General features: G+C 44.2%; 15 protein-coding genes and 4 pseudogenes. 12 read left to right on the forward strand and 7 right to left on the reverse strand.

Features of this window, described 5'->3' with window-relative positions:
- Window positions 1-300: 300 nt before the first annotated feature.
- From PKHYL_RS08400 to PKHYL_RS08415, 3 genes and pseudogenes are all read right to left on the reverse strand, one after another.
- Window positions 301-744, reverse strand: coding sequence for a type II toxin-antitoxin system death-on-curing family toxin (locus PKHYL_RS08400; RefSeq protein ID WP_240366462.1), 444 nt, complete (start codon window positions 742-744; stop codon window positions 301-303).
- Window positions 745-790: 46 nt separating this feature from the next.
- Window positions 791-1155: pseudogene (gene rhuM, locus PKHYL_RS18770) on the reverse strand (RhuM family protein).
- A gap of 209 nt (window positions 1156-1364) precedes the next feature.
- Window positions 1365-1538 carry a hypothetical protein gene (locus PKHYL_RS08415; RefSeq protein WP_156770951.1) on the reverse strand — a complete coding sequence of 58 codons (174 nt, stop codon included), beginning with the start codon at window positions 1536-1538 and terminating at the stop codon, window positions 1365-1367.
- A 238-nt stretch (window positions 1539-1776) separates the two neighbouring features.
- On the opposite strand from PKHYL_RS08415, the gene PKHYL_RS08420 reads away from it, so the two are divergent.
- Complete coding sequence (locus tag PKHYL_RS08420; protein WP_227517172.1) at window positions 1777-1974, forward strand: HPP family protein; 198 nt, start codon at window positions 1777-1779, stop codon at window positions 1972-1974.
- A 95-nt stretch (window positions 1975-2069) separates the two neighbouring features.
- On the opposite strand, the gene PKHYL_RS08425 is transcribed toward PKHYL_RS08420, so the two are convergent.
- Together PKHYL_RS08425 and PKHYL_RS08430 are read right to left on the reverse strand one after the other, a co-directional pair.
- A complete protein-coding gene (locus PKHYL_RS08425) occupies window positions 2070-2618 on the reverse strand; it encodes an aminotransferase class I/II-fold pyridoxal phosphate-dependent enzyme (protein WP_240366464.1) in 549 nt (182 codons plus the stop codon).
- Window positions 2608-3471 (reverse strand): aminotransferase-like domain-containing protein, encoded by an 864-nt coding sequence (locus PKHYL_RS08430; protein ID WP_240366465.1) that lies wholly within the window; start codon window positions 3469-3471, stop codon window positions 2608-2610. Before PKHYL_RS08430 ends, PKHYL_RS08425 begins: the two co-directional genes overlap by 11 nt.
- Before the next feature lie 211 nt (window positions 3472-3682).
- On the opposite strand from PKHYL_RS08430, the gene PKHYL_RS08435 reads away from it, so the two are divergent.
- Window positions 3683-4273: an EamA family transporter gene (locus PKHYL_RS08435; RefSeq protein ID WP_240366512.1), complete on the forward strand. Its 591-nt coding sequence runs from the start codon at window positions 3683-3685 to the stop codon at window positions 4271-4273.
- Window positions 4248-4589, forward strand: a complete 342-nt coding sequence (locus PKHYL_RS08440) for an EamA family transporter (RefSeq protein ID WP_240366466.1) — start codon at window positions 4248-4250, stop codon at window positions 4587-4589. The genes PKHYL_RS08435 and PKHYL_RS08440 overlap by 26 nt, the downstream gene beginning before the upstream one ends.
- Here the strand turns inward: PKHYL_RS08440 and PKHYL_RS08445 are convergent.
- Window positions 4586-4837: a DarT1-associated NADAR antitoxin family protein gene (locus PKHYL_RS08445; protein WP_240366467.1), complete on the reverse strand. Its 252-nt coding sequence runs from the start codon at window positions 4835-4837 to the stop codon at window positions 4586-4588. The genes PKHYL_RS08440 and PKHYL_RS08445 overlap by 4 nt on opposite strands.
- 736 nt (window positions 4838-5573) lie before the next feature.
- On the opposite strand from PKHYL_RS08445, the gene PKHYL_RS08450 reads away from it, so the two are divergent.
- The 5 genes and pseudogenes from PKHYL_RS08450 (at window position 5574) to PKHYL_RS17475 (ending at window position 9867) form a co-directional block, all read left to right on the forward strand.
- The gene (locus PKHYL_RS08450; RefSeq protein WP_240366468.1) at window positions 5574-5744 is read left to right on the forward strand and encodes a hypothetical protein; all 171 of its coding nucleotides are present in this window, start codon (window positions 5574-5576) and stop codon (window positions 5742-5744) included.
- Window positions 5741-6847 carry a tyrosine-type recombinase/integrase gene (locus PKHYL_RS08455; RefSeq protein ID WP_240366469.1) on the forward strand — a complete coding sequence of 369 codons (1107 nt, stop codon included), beginning with the start codon at window positions 5741-5743 and terminating at the stop codon, window positions 6845-6847. Before PKHYL_RS08450 ends, PKHYL_RS08455 begins: the two co-directional genes overlap by 4 nt.
- A gap of 233 nt (window positions 6848-7080) precedes the next feature.
- Window positions 7081-8205 (forward strand): annotated as a pseudogene (locus PKHYL_RS17465) (phosphoenolpyruvate carboxylase).
- A gap of 14 nt (window positions 8206-8219) precedes the next feature.
- Complete coding sequence (locus tag PKHYL_RS17470) at window positions 8220-9593, forward strand: phosphoenolpyruvate carboxylase (RefSeq protein WP_269778318.1); 1374 nt, start codon at window positions 8220-8222, stop codon at window positions 9591-9593.
- Window positions 9559-9867, forward strand: a complete 309-nt coding sequence (locus tag PKHYL_RS17475) for a phosphoenolpyruvate carboxylase (RefSeq protein WP_269778309.1) — start codon at window positions 9559-9561, stop codon at window positions 9865-9867. The genes PKHYL_RS17470 and PKHYL_RS17475 overlap by 35 nt, the downstream gene beginning before the upstream one ends.
- A gap of 181 nt (window positions 9868-10048) precedes the next feature.
- Here the strand turns inward: PKHYL_RS17475 and PKHYL_RS08465 are convergent, their stop codons facing one another.
- Window positions 10049-11023, reverse strand: coding sequence for a hypothetical protein (locus tag PKHYL_RS08465; protein ID WP_071001560.1), 975 nt, complete (start codon window positions 11021-11023; stop codon window positions 10049-10051).
- Window positions 11024-11263: 240 nt separating this feature from the next.
- Here PKHYL_RS08465 and PKHYL_RS08470 point away from each other — a divergent pair, with 240 nt between their 5' ends.
- From PKHYL_RS08470 to prpC, 4 genes and pseudogenes are all read left to right on the forward strand, one after another.
- Window positions 11264-12277, forward strand: coding sequence for a LysR family transcriptional regulator (locus PKHYL_RS08470; protein WP_071001559.1), 1014 nt, complete (start codon window positions 11264-11266; stop codon window positions 12275-12277).
- Window positions 12278-12627: 350 nt separating this feature from the next.
- A pseudogene (locus PKHYL_RS08475) lies at window positions 12628-13880 on the forward strand (NRAMP family divalent metal transporter).
- A gap of 360 nt (window positions 13881-14240) precedes the next feature.
- Window positions 14241-15134 (forward strand): methylisocitrate lyase, encoded by an 894-nt coding sequence (gene prpB, locus PKHYL_RS08480; RefSeq protein ID WP_071001557.1) that lies wholly within the window; start codon window positions 14241-14243, stop codon window positions 15132-15134.
- Window positions 15135-15195: 61 nt separating this feature from the next.
- Window positions 15196-16324, forward strand: a pseudogene (prpC, locus tag PKHYL_RS08485) (bifunctional 2-methylcitrate synthase/citrate synthase).
- Window positions 16325-16632 lie beyond the last annotated feature (308 nt).

Genomic DNA, 16632 nt, shown 5'->3' on the forward strand with positions numbered 1-16632 from the left:
AGGTACGCATAAGTTAAATAAGACATCTCGAGTAATTTATTTATGGAACCCATGATACTATCACAGCATAAATAAACTCTTATTTGATTAAGTTGTTAGCTATTAGAATTTAAAGATATTCTATCTAGCACTGCTCAATAGAATACTTTCTTGCTCCACATAAACAATCACCGTATAGAAAGACAGACACTATCCTTAATATCTGTCTTTCTATACGATGATACGAATCACAAAATAAAGCCAATCATAGTTATAATCGTTATCAGTTTTCTAACGACAGCATATTCATAATTAGCTTGATCAAAGTTTCTTTTGACTGGGGTCAGACTCAGCAACCAATAAGGTTAACGCGGCAAGTCCAGTATCATTAATCACTGTATCGCCTTTACTGTCAAGTAGGCGCTGATTGCGATGCAAAAAGTCGATAAATAAAAATGCGCCGCTACGCTTATTACCATCAGTAAAGACGTGATTTTTGACCATAAAATAGAGTAAATGCGCCGCCTTGCTCTCAATTGTCGGATAAGCTGGCTCACCAAACACCGTTTGCTCTAATGTCGCCAAGATACTGTCCAAGCCATCGCCGCGCGGTTTGGCAAACAATACTGTCGCCTCACCTCGTGCTATCAGCTGCGCCTTTAGATGCGTGAGCGCTGCCATGGCCTCAACTGTACTGGGCAGAATACCGCCTGCCTGTCCTACTGGCGCATTGAGCAAGCCTTCGTCATAACGCTGTAACCACAAAAACGTCTGTGTGTAGCGGCTGATAATCTCAATGAGTCCGCGCCCTTCATCGGTGTGTAGCTCGGGGCTTTGGGCAGTTTTTTTTGATGAGGGCTAGGGCTTGCTGTAGCTCGGCGGCGTTTTTGTCAAAGCGTTGTTCATTGATGGCATAGCCTTGTAGTAAGTACTCACGCAAACGCTGAGTCGCCCATATCCGAAACTGCGTGCCTTTTTGGAATTGACCCGATAACCCACCGAGATAATGGCATCTAGATTATAAAAACGAATCTTACGGCGTACTTGGCGCGACCCTTCTTGGCGAACTACCGAGGATTCCTCGGTAGTTGCTGTTTGATCTAATTCGCCTTCTTTGTAAATGTTTTTTAGATGTAGTCCTATGGTATCTGAATCTTTGTCAAACAAGGTTGCCATTTGCGCTTGCGACAGCCACAGCGTCTCCTGCTCTAGGCGAATCTCAATCTGCGTTTGCCCATCATCGGTGGTGTATATTTCAAACTGATTGTCAGTGTTGGTGATGTCCAATTATGCCTCCTTTACCATGGCGACAGCATCTGTTCTAATACCGATACTACCAGCCAATACCTAAGACAAGCTATTTTATTAATTCTATAAAAAGCTCATTATTCAGTGGCAGTGGTTTTTTGATCGGTTTGCGCTGTCACAATAAGGCCTTCACCCCATACAAATAAAGTATCGGCTTTCTGCTGAGGGTGATGAGCGCCTACTCGCTCAAACTGAGCAAATAACCATTGTCTAACCTCCCTTTTGTGTTGATTGGCGATTTGATGCGGCATAGACTCAGCAGCTTAATATTCGGCGCACGCATTGATAAACATACATCCGTGAAAACCCTCTGATGAGCTCCAGTCGGTCAAAAATCCCAAACAGCTCCTAGCAACGTCTTCTGCTGGTTTGACATCCCATTTCTCACAATAACCTTTTAATTGCATCATAAACATCTGGTGATGATAGTGGCTTGGTGGCACACTTGCTACTGCATCCCTTGCAGTGGTACGCAATAGTTTAGCACTGATGATGTTTCTAGGATCATTCGGTGCCAGCTATTTACTTATCTTTGCCTATTCTGCCAGCCCCTTTGCATGGCCAAGAAATGTCATCGGTGGACATGTTATCGCAACCTTTACAGGGCTTGTATTTATGACACTATTTGGTATTCAATGGTGGAGTATGGCAATGGCGGTCGGTACGGCCATTGCCATAACAACCTAGGTAAGAATAGCCAGTATCCAACCTATTGGTGGTAAATATTCACTGTAAGTAAAGACATCGTAGGCTGAACAGACATAGCAGGCAGGCTGGTATTGTCAATGATTCAAATAATCGCCCAGCCAAGCCAAAAATGCATCACTGCTCGTCGATACGTTCAGGCGCAGATAGGTTGAGGCACTGGCATCTGGATGAAATAAATGCCCCGGTGCCACTAGCCAGCCATCGCTATAGGCATCTAGTGCCAGCTGGCTGGTGTCTTGATGCGTATCCACCCACACAAAGAGGCCTGCCTGCGTATGCTCAGGATAGACAAGTCCGATCTTAGGCAATGCTATGCGCATCCGCTCATGCGCACGATATAACTGCTGCTGGCCTTTTTTGATTTGCCTGCGGTATTCACCATGCGTCCATAAGTGGTGAATCACGCGCTCACCAAACTCTGGCGTACTCATATTACTCAAGGTTTTGATACGCAGCACATCATCAATGAAATGATCGGGACAGACCAGTAAGCCAACGCGCCAGCCTGATGACATCGACTTTGAAAATCCTGTCGCATAAAACACGCGCTCGAACTGGTCAAGACTAGCATAACGCAGGACTTGACCACTCGGCAAAAACGCGGCGTATAAGTCATCCCTCAAAAATATACGCGTCGTATTGATGAATAAGATTAAGCACTTGATGCGCCCGCGCAGGATGCAGATTATAAGAGGTGGGATTGTGTAGCACGCTGTTGGTCAAATACAGCTTTGGATGATACGTTTCAAACAGCTGTTGCATCTGCTCAATATCGGGGCCTTGGTGATCGCGCTCGACCGCGACAACATTGAGTCCCTGCTGTTGTAGACAGCTCGATAACCAAAACCAGCCCGGCCCATCGACCATCACCGTATCACCGACCTCAGTCAATAGTTGGGCAATCATAGTAATGGCGTGTGATATGCCTGCGGTGGTCATGACATTGTCTGTATAGGTCTGCATACCTAGCACATTCAGCTGCTGCACCAGTTGCTGACGCAGCGGCAAATAGCCTTGCACCGCGCTATAGTCATAGATGAAGCCGTCTGCTTGCTGGGTGACCTGCCGTATCGCCCACTCCATCTTGTCATTACGTATCCAGTCTCTAGGTAGCGTGCCCACGCCTGGGGATCGGTGATGCGGAATATCGCTCGACACTTGCTGTACCAGCCAGCGAGTATCTATGACTGGCTGCTTGGGGGCAACTTTTTTGTCACGGTTGGGCGGTACTAGTCTTGTCTGCTCATTCACATAATAGCCTGAGCTTGGCTTGGCGACCAAGACATTGGTTGCCACCAGTTGCTCATAAGCTTGCACAACGGTGAAGCTCGATATACCCATGAGTTTGGATAGTTTTCGCACCGATGGCACACGCTGGTTGGGCAAGTAAATTTGCCAATCAATGCGCTGCTTTAGCCATTCAGCGACGGCAGCAGTCTTTGTTAAGTTAGGATTGAGCTTGTAGTTTTCGACCATGATAAAAGTACTTATCGTTGATAATAAAAATCTAAAAATTGTCACGCTAAGAGCGACTATACACTTTGTTCATCATAAGTGAAACTGTATCGGGTTTGTTGTGGTCATATAAACTATAGTTGAGACATTCCATATGGATCGTCATTATTTAGGATGACACTATGAACCCGATATACACTGCACTGGCTGTACTGGTTACCTTTATTTGGGTGTGAACTTCACCTTTATTGCATGGGGATTAGAGAGCTTCCCGCCACTAATGCTCACTGCCCTACGCTTTTTCTTTACCGCAGTGCCCTTGGTGTTTTTTCTTAAACCGCCTACCTTTAACCGTACCTTACTCATCTATGCTATCGGTACCTTTGTCATGCAATATGCCTTTGTATTTACGGCCATGCATCTAGGTGCGTCACCGGGTTTGACGGCGTTGTTGCTACAAATGCAAATTTTTATCACTGTGTTGTTGGCGTACTTTATCTTGGGTGAAGCAGTCAGTCGCATGCAAGTCATCGGTATGATGGTTGGGGTATTGGGCCTTGGTGTGATTGCGCTCAATCTCGGCGGAGATATGCCTGTGGCTGGATTTGTCTGCATTTTGATTGCCGCAGTGGGCTGGAGCTTTGGCAACATTGCATCCAAGCAAGCCTCAGCACAAGCGACCTTAAAAGCGGCACAACAAAAAACAGCAACAGCACCTACCACCGTTAAAAACAAAACCTCTGCTTTGTCTGCTCTTGCACTGGTCGCATGGGGCGCTCTGATCGCTTGCGTGTTTTTTGACGTTATCTTCGCTTATATTTGAGACCGATGCATGGCAGCTGGCAACCTTTACCGAAGCGTCGATGAAGTCGTGGCTGTCGCTTGGGTTTATCGTGTATATCTCAACCCTAGTCGGCTTCGGACTCTGGGCACATCTACTCAGTCAAAATACTGCCTCCAAGGTTATGCCATTTGCTCTATTAGTGCCGGTATTCGGTATGACAACGTCCGTAGTGCTTACGGGCGAAGTTGTAACGTGGTGGAAAATGCTGGCAATGATATTGATATTGTCGGGGTTATTACTAGCAAATGTGAAATTTGGGATAAGGAAAAAACCTGCTCATAAGTACGGAGTCTAATAGTTCACTCTTAGATAAATGGATAAACGATAGTTAGTGATCTTTAAACTAAACGGACTCAGCGGAAAGCTCAGCTTATTGCCAGATTTACTGGATAACTCCAAAACATGCTTAAAACCGTATTTTTTACGAATGACTTGATGCATATCATTGGTAGATTTTTTCTTTTGTCTGGTCGCAAATCCCACATGGCGTTCAAATCTGACCATGTCTGTTTTTACTAGATTGTCGCTGTTGACTCTCGGCATAAAGACAGGCTTATGCTCTACCCCATTTTGTCTGTGTGCCATAGGGTGATTTTTTTTGCTCCATAATAGGCTGCCTTATATCCATCGTCTTTTATAAATTTTCAGTTATCTTTTCGGTCATCGCTACTTGGTTTATAGATGCTAAATCCAAACGCCGCGCGCACAACGAGAACGAGGCAGTTTATCTTATTATGCATCATTTATCTGCCCTATTTTAAATTTACCAATAGACTTGCTGAGTTTTGTTTTTATGAATACTTAGAAAATTGGCTTTTAGTCGTTTTACGTGCCTGCACTGATATTAGACCTTAAAACAGTACCTTCCAGATTTGCACAGAATAGTACTATGACCCTGATTTTTATATTCTGTGCGTGTACGCGACCGTGTTTTTTTTAATAAATCCGCGCTATCGTTTACCAAATGGACGATTCGCCTTATAAATCCCTCCAAGTATGTGCCGAAATGATGAGCAAAAAAACGGTGCTCAACCCAATAAGCGCGCGGTCTACTCCTTATTTCCTCAATATGCTACAATTATCCCCAAGTGAGCCTTGGGGATAAATTAACATTGTATGCCTTTAGAATAAGGACTTATTTTGTGTATTAATAAATATCAGTGTCCATCGCGGTGTCCAAGTATTATGTAGATAATTGCCCCACTAAACAAAGCAGTTATCACTGATTATATTTTTATCGTATCTCTCATTTTTTATTATAGTAATTACGGATAAGAACATGGCTGTCGACAACATAAATGATATCAATAAACTTGAATGTCGAGATAAGGATTACTCGGTCAGTGTTTCAGGTATCGCGGGTCTAAGTCTACGTGTCTATCCAAACGGTAAAAAGAATACTATCTGCGCTACTCTCATCCACATATCGATGGCAAGCGGCCCAGAATGATGCTCGGCAAGGTTGAGGACATCAGTCTATATGAGGTCAAGTACAAAGCAGAGACCATACTTAATACAGTCGCAAACGGCTCTGACCCTAAAGCCATACAGCAAAAAGAGCAAGTGAATAAGTATGCTCACCTAAAGAACGCCACGTTCGCTGACATTGCGCAAGCATGGCGAGATCACAAAACATCCAGTCGTCAGCAAAGCAAATCAAAAAAACCTGCGTTTAGTGAGTCGACACTCAAATTTTGGGATTTGTGCTTGGGATACATGTGCCGTGATATTGGCGATTTAAGGATGAATGATATCACCAGTGAGATGATATTAAGTGTGTGTGAAGCAATCCAACATAACGACAATCAAGCGACCTTCGTTGGCGCCAGTACTCGGCTGTATACGGAAAAAGTATTTTCATTCGCTGTCGCACGAGGATTATGCGATAAAAATGTAGCGATTGACACCCGTGGCGAGTTGGCACCTGCCAATTCAGGCAATCACTTGCCAGCTATTACCAAGCCCGATCAGTTTGCGACGCTGTTACATGATATGTCCAATTTTAAAGGGGCAAACAAGCTTACATTAGAAGCCATGAATTTATTGCCTTATGTGTTTGTCCGTAGTATTGATTTGCGCTCTATGCGCTGGCAGGATATCGACTGGGATAATGATACATGGGCATTCTCCCCGACCAAAGGCGAAGGTCGCGACGACATGGTATCGCACTTAGTCGTGCCATTAGCGACGCAAGTGATTGCGCGATTACGAAACATTCAATCTATCACAGGACATAAAGAGTATGTCTTTGCCTCAATGCGCGGTTCAAGCAATGCTTATATCAGCAAAGCCACAATGGTACAGATATTTCACCGGCTTGGATACAAAGACGTGCAATGCGCGCATGGCTTTCGGGCCTCGGCCAAAACCTTGCTTATGGAACAGCCAGAGTTACGCTACTCAGACATCGTTACAGAATTACAGCTGGGTCACAGGATAAAAGACACGCACGGCGGGGCTTACAACAGACTTGATGAAATCGATACCAGGGTACAGATGATGCAAGATTGGGCGGATTATATAGATAAGCTGCGAGATTACGCTAAGACGTAAGCCAAGTGAACTTGCGCTAAGAATCGTTTGAAAAATAGACGGAGCGTTAAATACACTATAATATGACGAACATCAATTGATAAAAAATTGCTTTGAGCGTCAGACATAACTACCCATTCATGTTAAATTGTAAAAAACGGTAAGGATGTCTGTAGAGATAAAAAATCTATGATAGCCCTAATATTATACTCGTTAACACTGTACTCACTCATTTAATAAGAAGGTTGTTAAGGATGACTTTAGATAATAACGTACTACGTAAACGCACCAGCTTATTGGGTTCATTGCTAGGCGATGCCATTTCTCGCCAATCTGGAGAGCAGACAATAGAGACCATTGAGACCCTGCGTAAAGGTTTCATTCAACAGCGCCGTGAGCCAAATGAGGCACATAAACAGCAGCTTATCGACTTTATTGCGTCTTTGGACAATCAAACTTTAAAAAACGTCATACGTGGATTTTCTATCTATTTTTTCCCTAGCCAATCTAAGCGAAGAAAACTACTTGCGTGAGCAGCGTCATGAGCTGCGTATGCAATCGGAGCAAAGCTGGAGGGGTCATTTCGCCGTACTTTACTTGAATGTCGTGAACGCAATATCGAGCCGGCTCAAATGCAAGAGCTTATTGATCAGCTCAAATTTATACCTGTATTTACGGCGCATCCTACCGAAGCGCGTCGCCGTACCACAATGAATATCTTACAAAGTCTATTCACGCACAGCGAAGCTTTAAACAATGTGTCTGAAAACAGTTTCGCCTACGAACAAGCCAAAGAGCAAACCGCACAGACGATTGATCTACTATGGTCATCAGATGAGGTGCGCACCCGCAAGCCGCTGGTCTATGACGAGATTAACAACGGCCTGCATTACTTTAACGCCAGCTTATTTAATGCCATTCCCAAAGTATATCGCAATATCAAAAAAGCCATTGTCGATATCTATCCAGAGCTCACCGACTATCCACTGCCTGCCTTTATGAGCTTTGGTTCATGGATTGGCGGTGATAGAGATGGCAATCCTTTTGTGACGTTTGAGACCACAGAGCTTGCCGTCTTAATGCATGCGGATACCGTACTGCGTCACTATCAAGTACTACTCAAAAAACTGCGCCGCCAGCTCATTCATAGTGACACTATTGTCACCGTGTCTCCCGACGTATATGCCAAGATCAAAAGTTATGATGAGCTCGATCAGCGTGTATTTGATTACAACCTCGATGATTACGGCAACGAGCCATACCGCCGTCTGCTTTCTTTAATACTCACTAAGGTCAATGCCACCAATCGCCGCATTCAAAGCAAAGGGACTGACATCGAGGCTGAAAAGACGCATACGCCAATCCAGAAGAGCTGCTAGAGGACTTACGTATTATCCGCCAAAGTGTCGCTACTCACGACAAGGCGCATGCAGATGGGTTGTTGCTCGATGTGATTCGCCTGGTAAAAACTTGCGGCTTTCATTTGGCGGCGCTCGATATCCGTCAAGAGTCGTCTTATCATGGTGAAGTGATTGCAGATATCTTTGCGAGTGCTTCCAACCTGCCTGATTATCAAACGCTAAGCGAAACCGAACGTCAAGAGTGGCTCACACGCTTGTTAGAAAAACCGGGTACGCCGCTCATCTATACTGATAACCTAACAGACAAAACGCGTGAGCAATTGTCATTGATGAATTCGGTCGCCACCTTACGCAAATTGGTGGGACAGGCGACTTTTGGCAGCTATGTTATCTCAATGACGAACAATGCCAGCCAGCTACTAGAAGTGTTGCTGTTAATGCGATTTGCAGGCTTATGTACGATTGATGCTGACGGTCAATTGTCTGCTGATCTACCTGTCGCACCGTTGTTCGAAACCATCGAAGATCTTAAAAACATCGATAAAATCTTGCCTGCTGTGTTAGACAATCCACTATATCGCGGATTGCTACAGAATACAGATAATACGCAAGAGATCATGCTAGGTTATTCGGACTCATCAAAAGATGGCGGTATCATCACCTCGGCTTGGCAGCTGTATAGTGCGCAGCAAACCATTAATAGTATTGCTGAGCAATATGGTATAAAAACACGGTTATTCCATGGTCGCGGCGGTTCGGTGAGTCGCGGCGGCGGATCAACGCACAAAGCCATTGCGGCACAGCCGGCTGGCACGTTACATGGTCAGATTAAAGTGACCGAACAAGGCGAAGTGCTTTATGCCAAATATGCCAATACGGATACTGCCGTGTTTGAGCTGACCATGGCAATCACGGGTACACTCAAAGCCTGCTCGACAAGATTTGTCGTGCAACCGACTGAGTTACCAGAGTATGAAGCCTTGTTTGCACGGTTAGCAGAAGCAGGCGAACAACGTTATCGAGAGCTGACCGATCATACGGAAGGGTTTTATAAATTCTACTCACAAGTGACCCCAGTACAAGAAATCTCCTTACTGAACATTGGCTCACGTCCTGCCCATCGCAAAAAAGGCTTGCCAAGTAAAACCACATTGCGAGCGATTCCTTGGGTATTTGGCTGGTCGTTAGCACGCTTTACCCTACCTGCTTGGTATGGCGTTGGTAGTGCTCTGCATAGTGTCAGAGACAACGAGATTTTGATGAAAGAGATGAATGCGCGCTGGCCATTTTTTAGTGTCTTTATCAGTAATATCGAGATGGCTTTTACCAAATCTGAGATGAATATTGCACAAGCATATAGCCAGTTGTGTGATGACGAGGGCGCTACGCGAACAGATCATGAGTGAGGTGCTCGATGAGCATGAGCTGACTTCTTCCGGTCTGAATTCTTTGCTAGATCAAGAAACGCTTTTATCTGGTCAGCGAAACCTTGCGGCATCTCTGCAGTGGCGAGATGCTTATTTGGATCCTATCAACTATATCCAAATCGAGCTGTTGAAGCGTGCTAGACAACAAAATGAAGATACGACAGATAACCACAAAGATGGCGATCTCAATGTAGAAGACCCATTAATCCGTAGTATTAACGCACTGGCAGCGGGTTTACGTAATACGGGGTAAGAGACGATACGACTGACCAACGAGAATATTCTGATAGATTGCTACTGTCATAGTTATTTTCAGTGTGCTTGCCAGCACGATGGTGATAAAAAAATGTACCGTCGCCCATTATTTTTCCGTGGCACGGTACAAGGTACTATATGCCTCTGCTGTAATTAAAATGCGCCTAAACCTAACTATTCTAATCGTTAGTCTCACGATATAACGTGGTTTGTGACTCTTGCCTAAAGTCTTCATAGGTAATGGCAGCATCACTCTCTGGAGCTGGAGAGGGTTCTATAGGCTCAACTTCAGCTGCGGGCACGTTTTGTTCGCTATTGTCTGCATTAATCGATTGTGCTGACACTAACGGCTCCTCGACCGTATTGGCGTCATTAGGTAATGGATCGTCATCGCTATTTACTACAGGTTCGGCGCCGACCACTGGCGTGCTAGTGGTAGCCGCAGGCGCTGTCCCATTTAAGCCACTATCATTGCTAACAGTAGTATCAGAAATAGAAGTCGATAAAAATCCTGTAAAAATAAGGATAAGTACGACAATAGCAATAAGTAGTGAACCAAAAATCATACCAATAATGAGAGGTTTTTTACTACTGACCACTTTCTTTTGTGGTTTTATAGCATCCCTATGATCTGGTTCCAATGGGTTGGATTTAGTATCTAAAGGATCATCGATCGTTGTGTTAGATAAAGGCATCGCTTGATCGAGAACGACAGAAGATGGCTTTTTTTCTTCATTATTCTTACTTAAATCACTATTTAAGTTATGGTCAACACCAGCATAATTATCCATTCGTGTATCTGACACCTTGTTTTGTGTCGATGCATTTTGACCTAAAAAATCAAAAGTAGCGTTTGTTGTGCCGATGTCGACAAACTCTAATCTTGGCTCTTTATCGTTATTTTCATCTTCGAATAGTTGCAACTCTTCTACGCTTAGAGGCTCAAAAGCAGGTAACTTACTTGCCGTTTTTAAGGATGTTGAATCATCACTGTCATTATGGGTGTCATTTTGGGTATCATTTTCAGCGCTTTGGACTCGACTGATAAAACGTTCGTAAATATTGTTTTTGACACGCTTACGCGATTTTTTATGAACGAGTTGAGACAACTCTTCGTCAAAATCAGTACCGATGTCTTTTTTTTCGTCGTTCATAAAATAAAACCAAGCCAGTTTATACTACTGACAGTAAATGACTGATAAAATGAAGTTGTGATTTTTATTGCTAAAATGTAACAGCATCACTAGTCCCCAATATAGTTGCTCACACCCCTATCTTCAAGCACAATTTATTTTAGGTCGCTAATATTTGCACAGCTCGTCTTAAGTAATGAGGTAGAAGCTTATTAAAAAGGTTTGTATAGAGACAACATATACCATAACAGGCTTAATAACATGGATTTAAAACAGCTCAATGCATTTATTGCTGTCGCGAATTTGCGCAGCTTTAGTGCAGCCGCAGAAAAGACAGGACTGTCACAGCCAAGTTTGAGCCGCCTGCTGAAACAGCTTGAGACCGATATGGATGTCGTGCTTATCGATCGTTACCACAGGCCATTACATCTGACTGAAGCGGGCGAATTTTTTTACGATAAGATAAGCACCATACTGACAGAAATCGAGACCGTCACGAGTATGACCCAGCGTTTATCAGCGCCAAGTAGTGCGCTAAACATCGGCTTTGTGCCGTCAGTATTATATGGGTTACTCCCTGAAATCATCGCCATGCTCAAGCAGTCCAATTCTGATATAGAGGTCAACCTCAAAGATATCAGCTCTTATCAGCAAATGGAGGCACTCAAATCTGGTGAGATTGATATCGGTTTTGGGCGTTTTGCCCATCAAGATCCATGGATTCAACAAATATTACTGCGTCATGAGCGCTACGTGGTGGCCTTACCAAAGTCGCATCCTCTTGCCCATGTAAAGGAGCAGCGTTTGATAGATTTGGCAAATAATCGCTTGATTTTATACCATCAAACGCATTTGCCGATTGCCACCACACTACCAACATCAGAGTCCATCAAAGCAAAGCAGGAAGCCAATACAAAAACCAGACGTGTCATCAATGAAAAATCTGCACTTAGCGAGCCGATTACGGAGCCGTTGTTACATTTGTTTGCACAATACGGTATCTCACCCTTTGTGACCACCACGGTGAGTGACTTGCAAGTAGCTCTAGGCTTAGTCGCTGCGGGCGAAGGTATCACGCTTGTACCTGCCAGCTTAACCACCGTACGTACAGAACAAATCAGCTATCAGCGTTTGGTACACGAAAACGTCACCTCTCCTATTTATTTGCATACTCTCAAAGACTTTGTGCATCCAAGTATCTCTGAGTTATTGAATGCTATCTATCAGGTCTATGAAGAACGAGGCATCACCTACCGGCGACAAAAATTTGTGTAACGTCCTTAAATGACCAGATATTGCGTGGATATTGTGTTATAAAGAAACGCCAAAAATAATCTGCCCTAATACTTGATATTATCAGATTAATATGCCAACCAAAAAGAATGGCAATGCAAACAAATAGTAATAACTATCACTGTTAATAAATAGAATAATCATTCTCCTGAATCGTATTGGTGTGCTAAAGTCGATACAAGATTAATCGTTTTATAAAAAAGCACGTATAAACATGTCTAAAGCGGTTGTCTAGTGATCACTGGCAAACTGACACAGGTAAGTGATGTTTTGCCGTTTTAACCATTTCGAGGTATTCATGTCCACACAACCACTCAACAACCCAAGTACCACTGACGATATCGTTACTGAGCAACAAGAAGGCTTTTAGTTGGCGTATCTTTGGCCCCGGTATTTTGATGGCGACCGCTGCAATCGGTGGCTCGCATCTGATTTCATCGACGCAGGCTGGTGCTATATATGGCTGGCAGTTGGCGATTATGATTGTTTTAGCCAACGTATTTAAATATCCGTTTTTCGCTTTGCAACCGATTATGTTTACGATACGGGCGGAGAGCTTGATTGCAGGCTACGCCAAGCGCTCAAAAGTGTATCTTTGGGTATATTTTATCCTCTCTATCTTATCAGCGGTCATCAGTACGGGTGCGGTCTCGCTAATTGCAGCGGTGATTTTAGGCTTTATGCTACCCGCCTCTCTTGAGTTATCGACGATGGTGCTGTCTATGATCATCGTAGCCGTCTCTTGGTTCTTTTGATAGCCGGTCATTATAAATTGCTCGATGGCGTGACTAAATGGATTATGATTGCTTTGACGGCAGCTACCGTTGCCGCAGTCATGATTGCCGCTGGCAAGCCCACGGTTATGGCAGCAGATTTTATTGCTGTGTCTCCTTGGAACCTAGCGACACTCGGTTTCATCGTCGCACTCATGGGCTGGATGCCAGCACCGCTTGAGTTTGCCGCGATTACTTCTATGTGGACCTCTGCCAAAGTCAAAACCGATCACACCACGCACAAGCAAGGCTTGCTCGACTTTAATGTCGGTTATGCCGTTTCAGCGATTCTAGCCTTGTTTTTCTTATCGCTTGGTGTGTTTGTCCAGTATGGTTCAGGACAAGAGATTGAGTTGGTCGGCGGCGCTTATATCAACCAGTTAATCAATATGTATACGGCAACTATCGGTGAATGGTCACGATTGCTGGTAGCGTTCGTCGCCTTCATGTGTATGTTTGGCACCACGATTACTTGTGCCGACGGCTACGGCCGTGCCAATGCTGAGTGCTGGCGTTTGCTAAAAGGCGAAAGCGAAATCAATAAAAAGCAAATCGCTTTTTGGACGACATACGCTATCGGTGGCGGGCTTGTGATTATTACGTTCTTCACGGGACAATTGGGTGCAATGCTTAAGTTTGCCATGATATCGGCGTTTGTCTCTGCGCCTATCTTTGGCTGGCTCAACTACTCATTGGTTAAGAAACATAAAAAACTGTCCGCCGGTATGAACGCTCTGTCTATCGCAGGCTTGATATTCTTGGCAGGATTTGCCTTATTGTTCTTAGCCAATTTGGCAGGTTTATTTGCTTAAACTTAGTCTTTTTTTAAGCTCATGATAAATAAAGCCCTAATAGCTCAGCTGTTAGGGCTTTTTGGTAGGAACAGGACAATTTGTAGAGCAATATGCCCGTTATAATTGTAACTAAATGTAAATTATAAAGCCTCTTAATATTTGAATATTTGGCTAATATGAATACTTATGATAGCGAAGTATTGAAAAATACATAATGCTATTTGTTTTATGAATAATATTAAATTAACTACAATTAATCATTAAATATAATAAACAATAATCTACAAGCTAACCTTTGCAGACGTGGATAATTGGGTATAATCAGTGACAACAACGAGATTATTTTATATCCATACAAGCTCATGAAAGGATACTCACATGACCTCACTCTCAGCAGGTGCACGCTTTCGCAGTGCGCTTAAACAAAAAAATGATAATAACCAGCCACTACAAATTGCAGGCGCGATCAATGCCTACACCGCGATGATGGCGACCCAAGTCGGTCACCAAGCGCTGTATCTCTCTGGTGGCGGTGTGGCAAACGCGTCATTTGGTTTACCTGACTTGGGTATGACCAGCCTTGATAACGTGCTAGAAGACGCTCGCCGTATTACGGATGCAGTCGATACCCCGCTACTTGTCGATATTGATACCGGCTTTGGCGGTGCGTTCAACATTGCTCAAACCATCAAAAAAATGGAAAAGGCAGGCGTGGCAGCCGTCCATATCGAAGACCAAGTCGCGCAAAAGCGCTGTGGTCACCGTCCTAACAAAGAAATCGTCAGTATCTCAGAAATGGTTGATCGCCTAAAGGCGGCATTGGATGCGAAAACGGATTCTGATTTTGTGGTGATGGCTCGTACTGATGCGTTATCAGTCGAGGGCTTAGACGCTGCTGTTGAACGTGCCGTTGCCTTTGCCGAAGCAGGTGCAGACATGATCTTTGCAGAAGCGCTGACCGATATCGAGATGTATCGTAAATTTACCGATGTACTCGACATTCCCGTCCTCGCCAATATGACCGAGTTTGGTCAAACCGATCTGTATACCACTGACCAGCTGTACGGTGTGGGCGTCGATATGGTGCTGTACCCACTATCCGCTTTCCGCGCCATGAATAAAGCGGCATTGAATGTCTATCAGCACTTGCTCGATGACGGTACGCAAGAAAAAGTCGTCGATACCATGCAGACGCGCATGGAGCTTTATGATTTCTTAAACTATCACGAGTTTGAGCAAACCTTAGACAAGCTGTTTGCGGACAATAAATAATCATAATAAGCAGTATTTTCACTTAACAATATAAAAAGCTACCCACAAAAGGAATGTAGACATGGCAGCACAGAAAGAACTTTCAGGTGCAGGACTTCGCGGACAAGTCGCTGGCAAGACAGCATTATCGACCGTTGGCAAATCGGGCTCTGGTCTGACCTATCGCGGCTATGACGTATCAGAGCTGGCGGATAAATGTATTTTTGAAGAAGTCGCGTATTTACTGCTATACGGTAATTTACCTACGCAAAGCGAGCTTGAGAATTATCAAGCTAAGCTCAAAAGCCTGCGCGGCCTACCACAAGCATTAAAAGACGTGCTTGAACGTATTCCAAGCGATGCGCATCCAATGGATGTGCTACGTACTGGTTGCTCAATGCTGGGCAACCTTGAGAGCGAAACGGATTTCGCTCAGCAAAACGATAAAACTGATCGTATGCTTGCCGCATTCCCCCTCAATCATCAACTACTGGTACCGCTTTAGCCATGATAACGTGCGTATCGAGACTGAGACGGATGATGCGACCATCGGCGGTCATTTTTTGCATCTGCTCAAAGGTGAAAAACCAAACGAGCTGCACGAAAAGGTCATGAACGTGTCGCTTATCTTGTATGCAGAGCACGAGTTCAACGCCTCGACCTTTACTGCGCGTGTCTGTGCGTCTACTTTATCTGATATCCATTCTTGTATCACTGGCGCAATCGGTTCACTACGTGGTCCATTGCATGGCGGCGCGAATGAAGCGGCGATGGATATGATTGAGGGCTTTAGCTCAGCTGATGAAGCCGAGACAGAGATGATGGCCATGCTAGCACGTAAAGACAAAATCATGGGCTTTGGTCATGCCATCTATAGCGAATCAGATCCACGTAACGTCGTCATCAAACAATGGTCTGAAAAACTGGCCGCTGATGTTGGTGACGAGGTGCTCTACCCTGTGTCTGTGCGTGTTGAAGACGTGATGTGGCGCGAGAAAAAATTGTTTGCCAATGCTGACTTTTTCCATGCATCAGCCTATCACTTTATGGGTATCCCAACCAAACTCTTCACGCCAATATTTGTCTGTTCACGCTTGACTGGCTGGGCCGCTCACGTATTTGAGCAACGTGCCAACAACCGTATCATTCGCCCAAGTGCCGAATATACGGGTGAAGAGCTGCGTCCTGTACCAGATATGAGTGCGCGTTAAGTTGATTTCTTTTAAGTAGCTATTGTTACGTACTTATTATCAGCTAGCGGCAGTGCTAGCTGATACAGGTATGTCGATTGAGCCTAGCTATGATATTTTTAGGTTTGATCGTCATACGCTATTTTTTTATAGATCATGCCATCTTAACTTTCAATATCGATTCTTTAGCAAAGCCTGCAATAACGAACGATGATTTTGCTAAAGGAATGAATTTTTATCTAATATCGACGTTTAACTACTTATCAAAATTAGCCAACAGCCAAAGGTGACTTATGGACAACGCCCTCGTACAACCCATGAACGATGAG

Source organism: Psychrobacter sp. KH172YL61, assembly GCF_007182895.1.
Lineage (GTDB): Bacteria > Pseudomonadota > Gammaproteobacteria > Pseudomonadales > Moraxellaceae > Psychrobacter > Psychrobacter pacificensis.

Bases quoted from the DNA above. Each gene is read 5' to 3' on its own strand.
- PKHYL_RS08455 (WP_240366469.1), top strand. From the start codon at position 5,741: ATGATGCTCGGCAAGGTTGAGGACATCAGTCTATATGAGGTCAAGTAC.
- PKHYL_RS17475 (WP_269778309.1), top strand. From the start codon at position 9,559: ATGACGAGGGCGCTACGCGAACAGATCATGAGTGAGGTGCTCGATGAG.
- PKHYL_RS08450 (WP_240366468.1), top strand. From the start codon at position 5,574: ATGGCTGTCGACAACATAAATGATATCAATAAACTTGAATGTCGAGAT.
- PKHYL_RS08430 (WP_240366465.1), bottom strand. From the start codon at position 3,471: ATGGTCGAAAACTACAAGCTCAATCCTAACTTAACAAAGACTGCTGCC.
- PKHYL_RS08420 (WP_227517172.1), top strand. From the start codon at position 1,777: ATGATGTTTCTAGGATCATTCGGTGCCAGCTATTTACTTATCTTTGCC.
- PKHYL_RS08470 (WP_071001559.1), top strand. From the start codon at position 11,264: ATGGATTTAAAACAGCTCAATGCATTTATTGCTGTCGCGAATTTGCGC.
- PKHYL_RS08465 (WP_071001560.1), bottom strand. From the start codon at position 11,023: ATGAACGACGAAAAAAAAGACATCGGTACTGATTTTGACGAAGAGTTG.
- PKHYL_RS08415 (WP_156770951.1), bottom strand. From the start codon at position 1,538: ATGCCGCATCAAATCGCCAATCAACACAAAAGGGAGGTTAGACAATGG.
- prpB (WP_071001557.1), top strand. From the start codon at position 14,241: ATGACCTCACTCTCAGCAGGTGCACGCTTTCGCAGTGCGCTTAAACAA.
- PKHYL_RS08445 (WP_240366467.1), bottom strand. From the start codon at position 4,837: ATGCCGAGAGTCAACAGCGACAATCTAGTAAAAACAGACATGGTCAGA.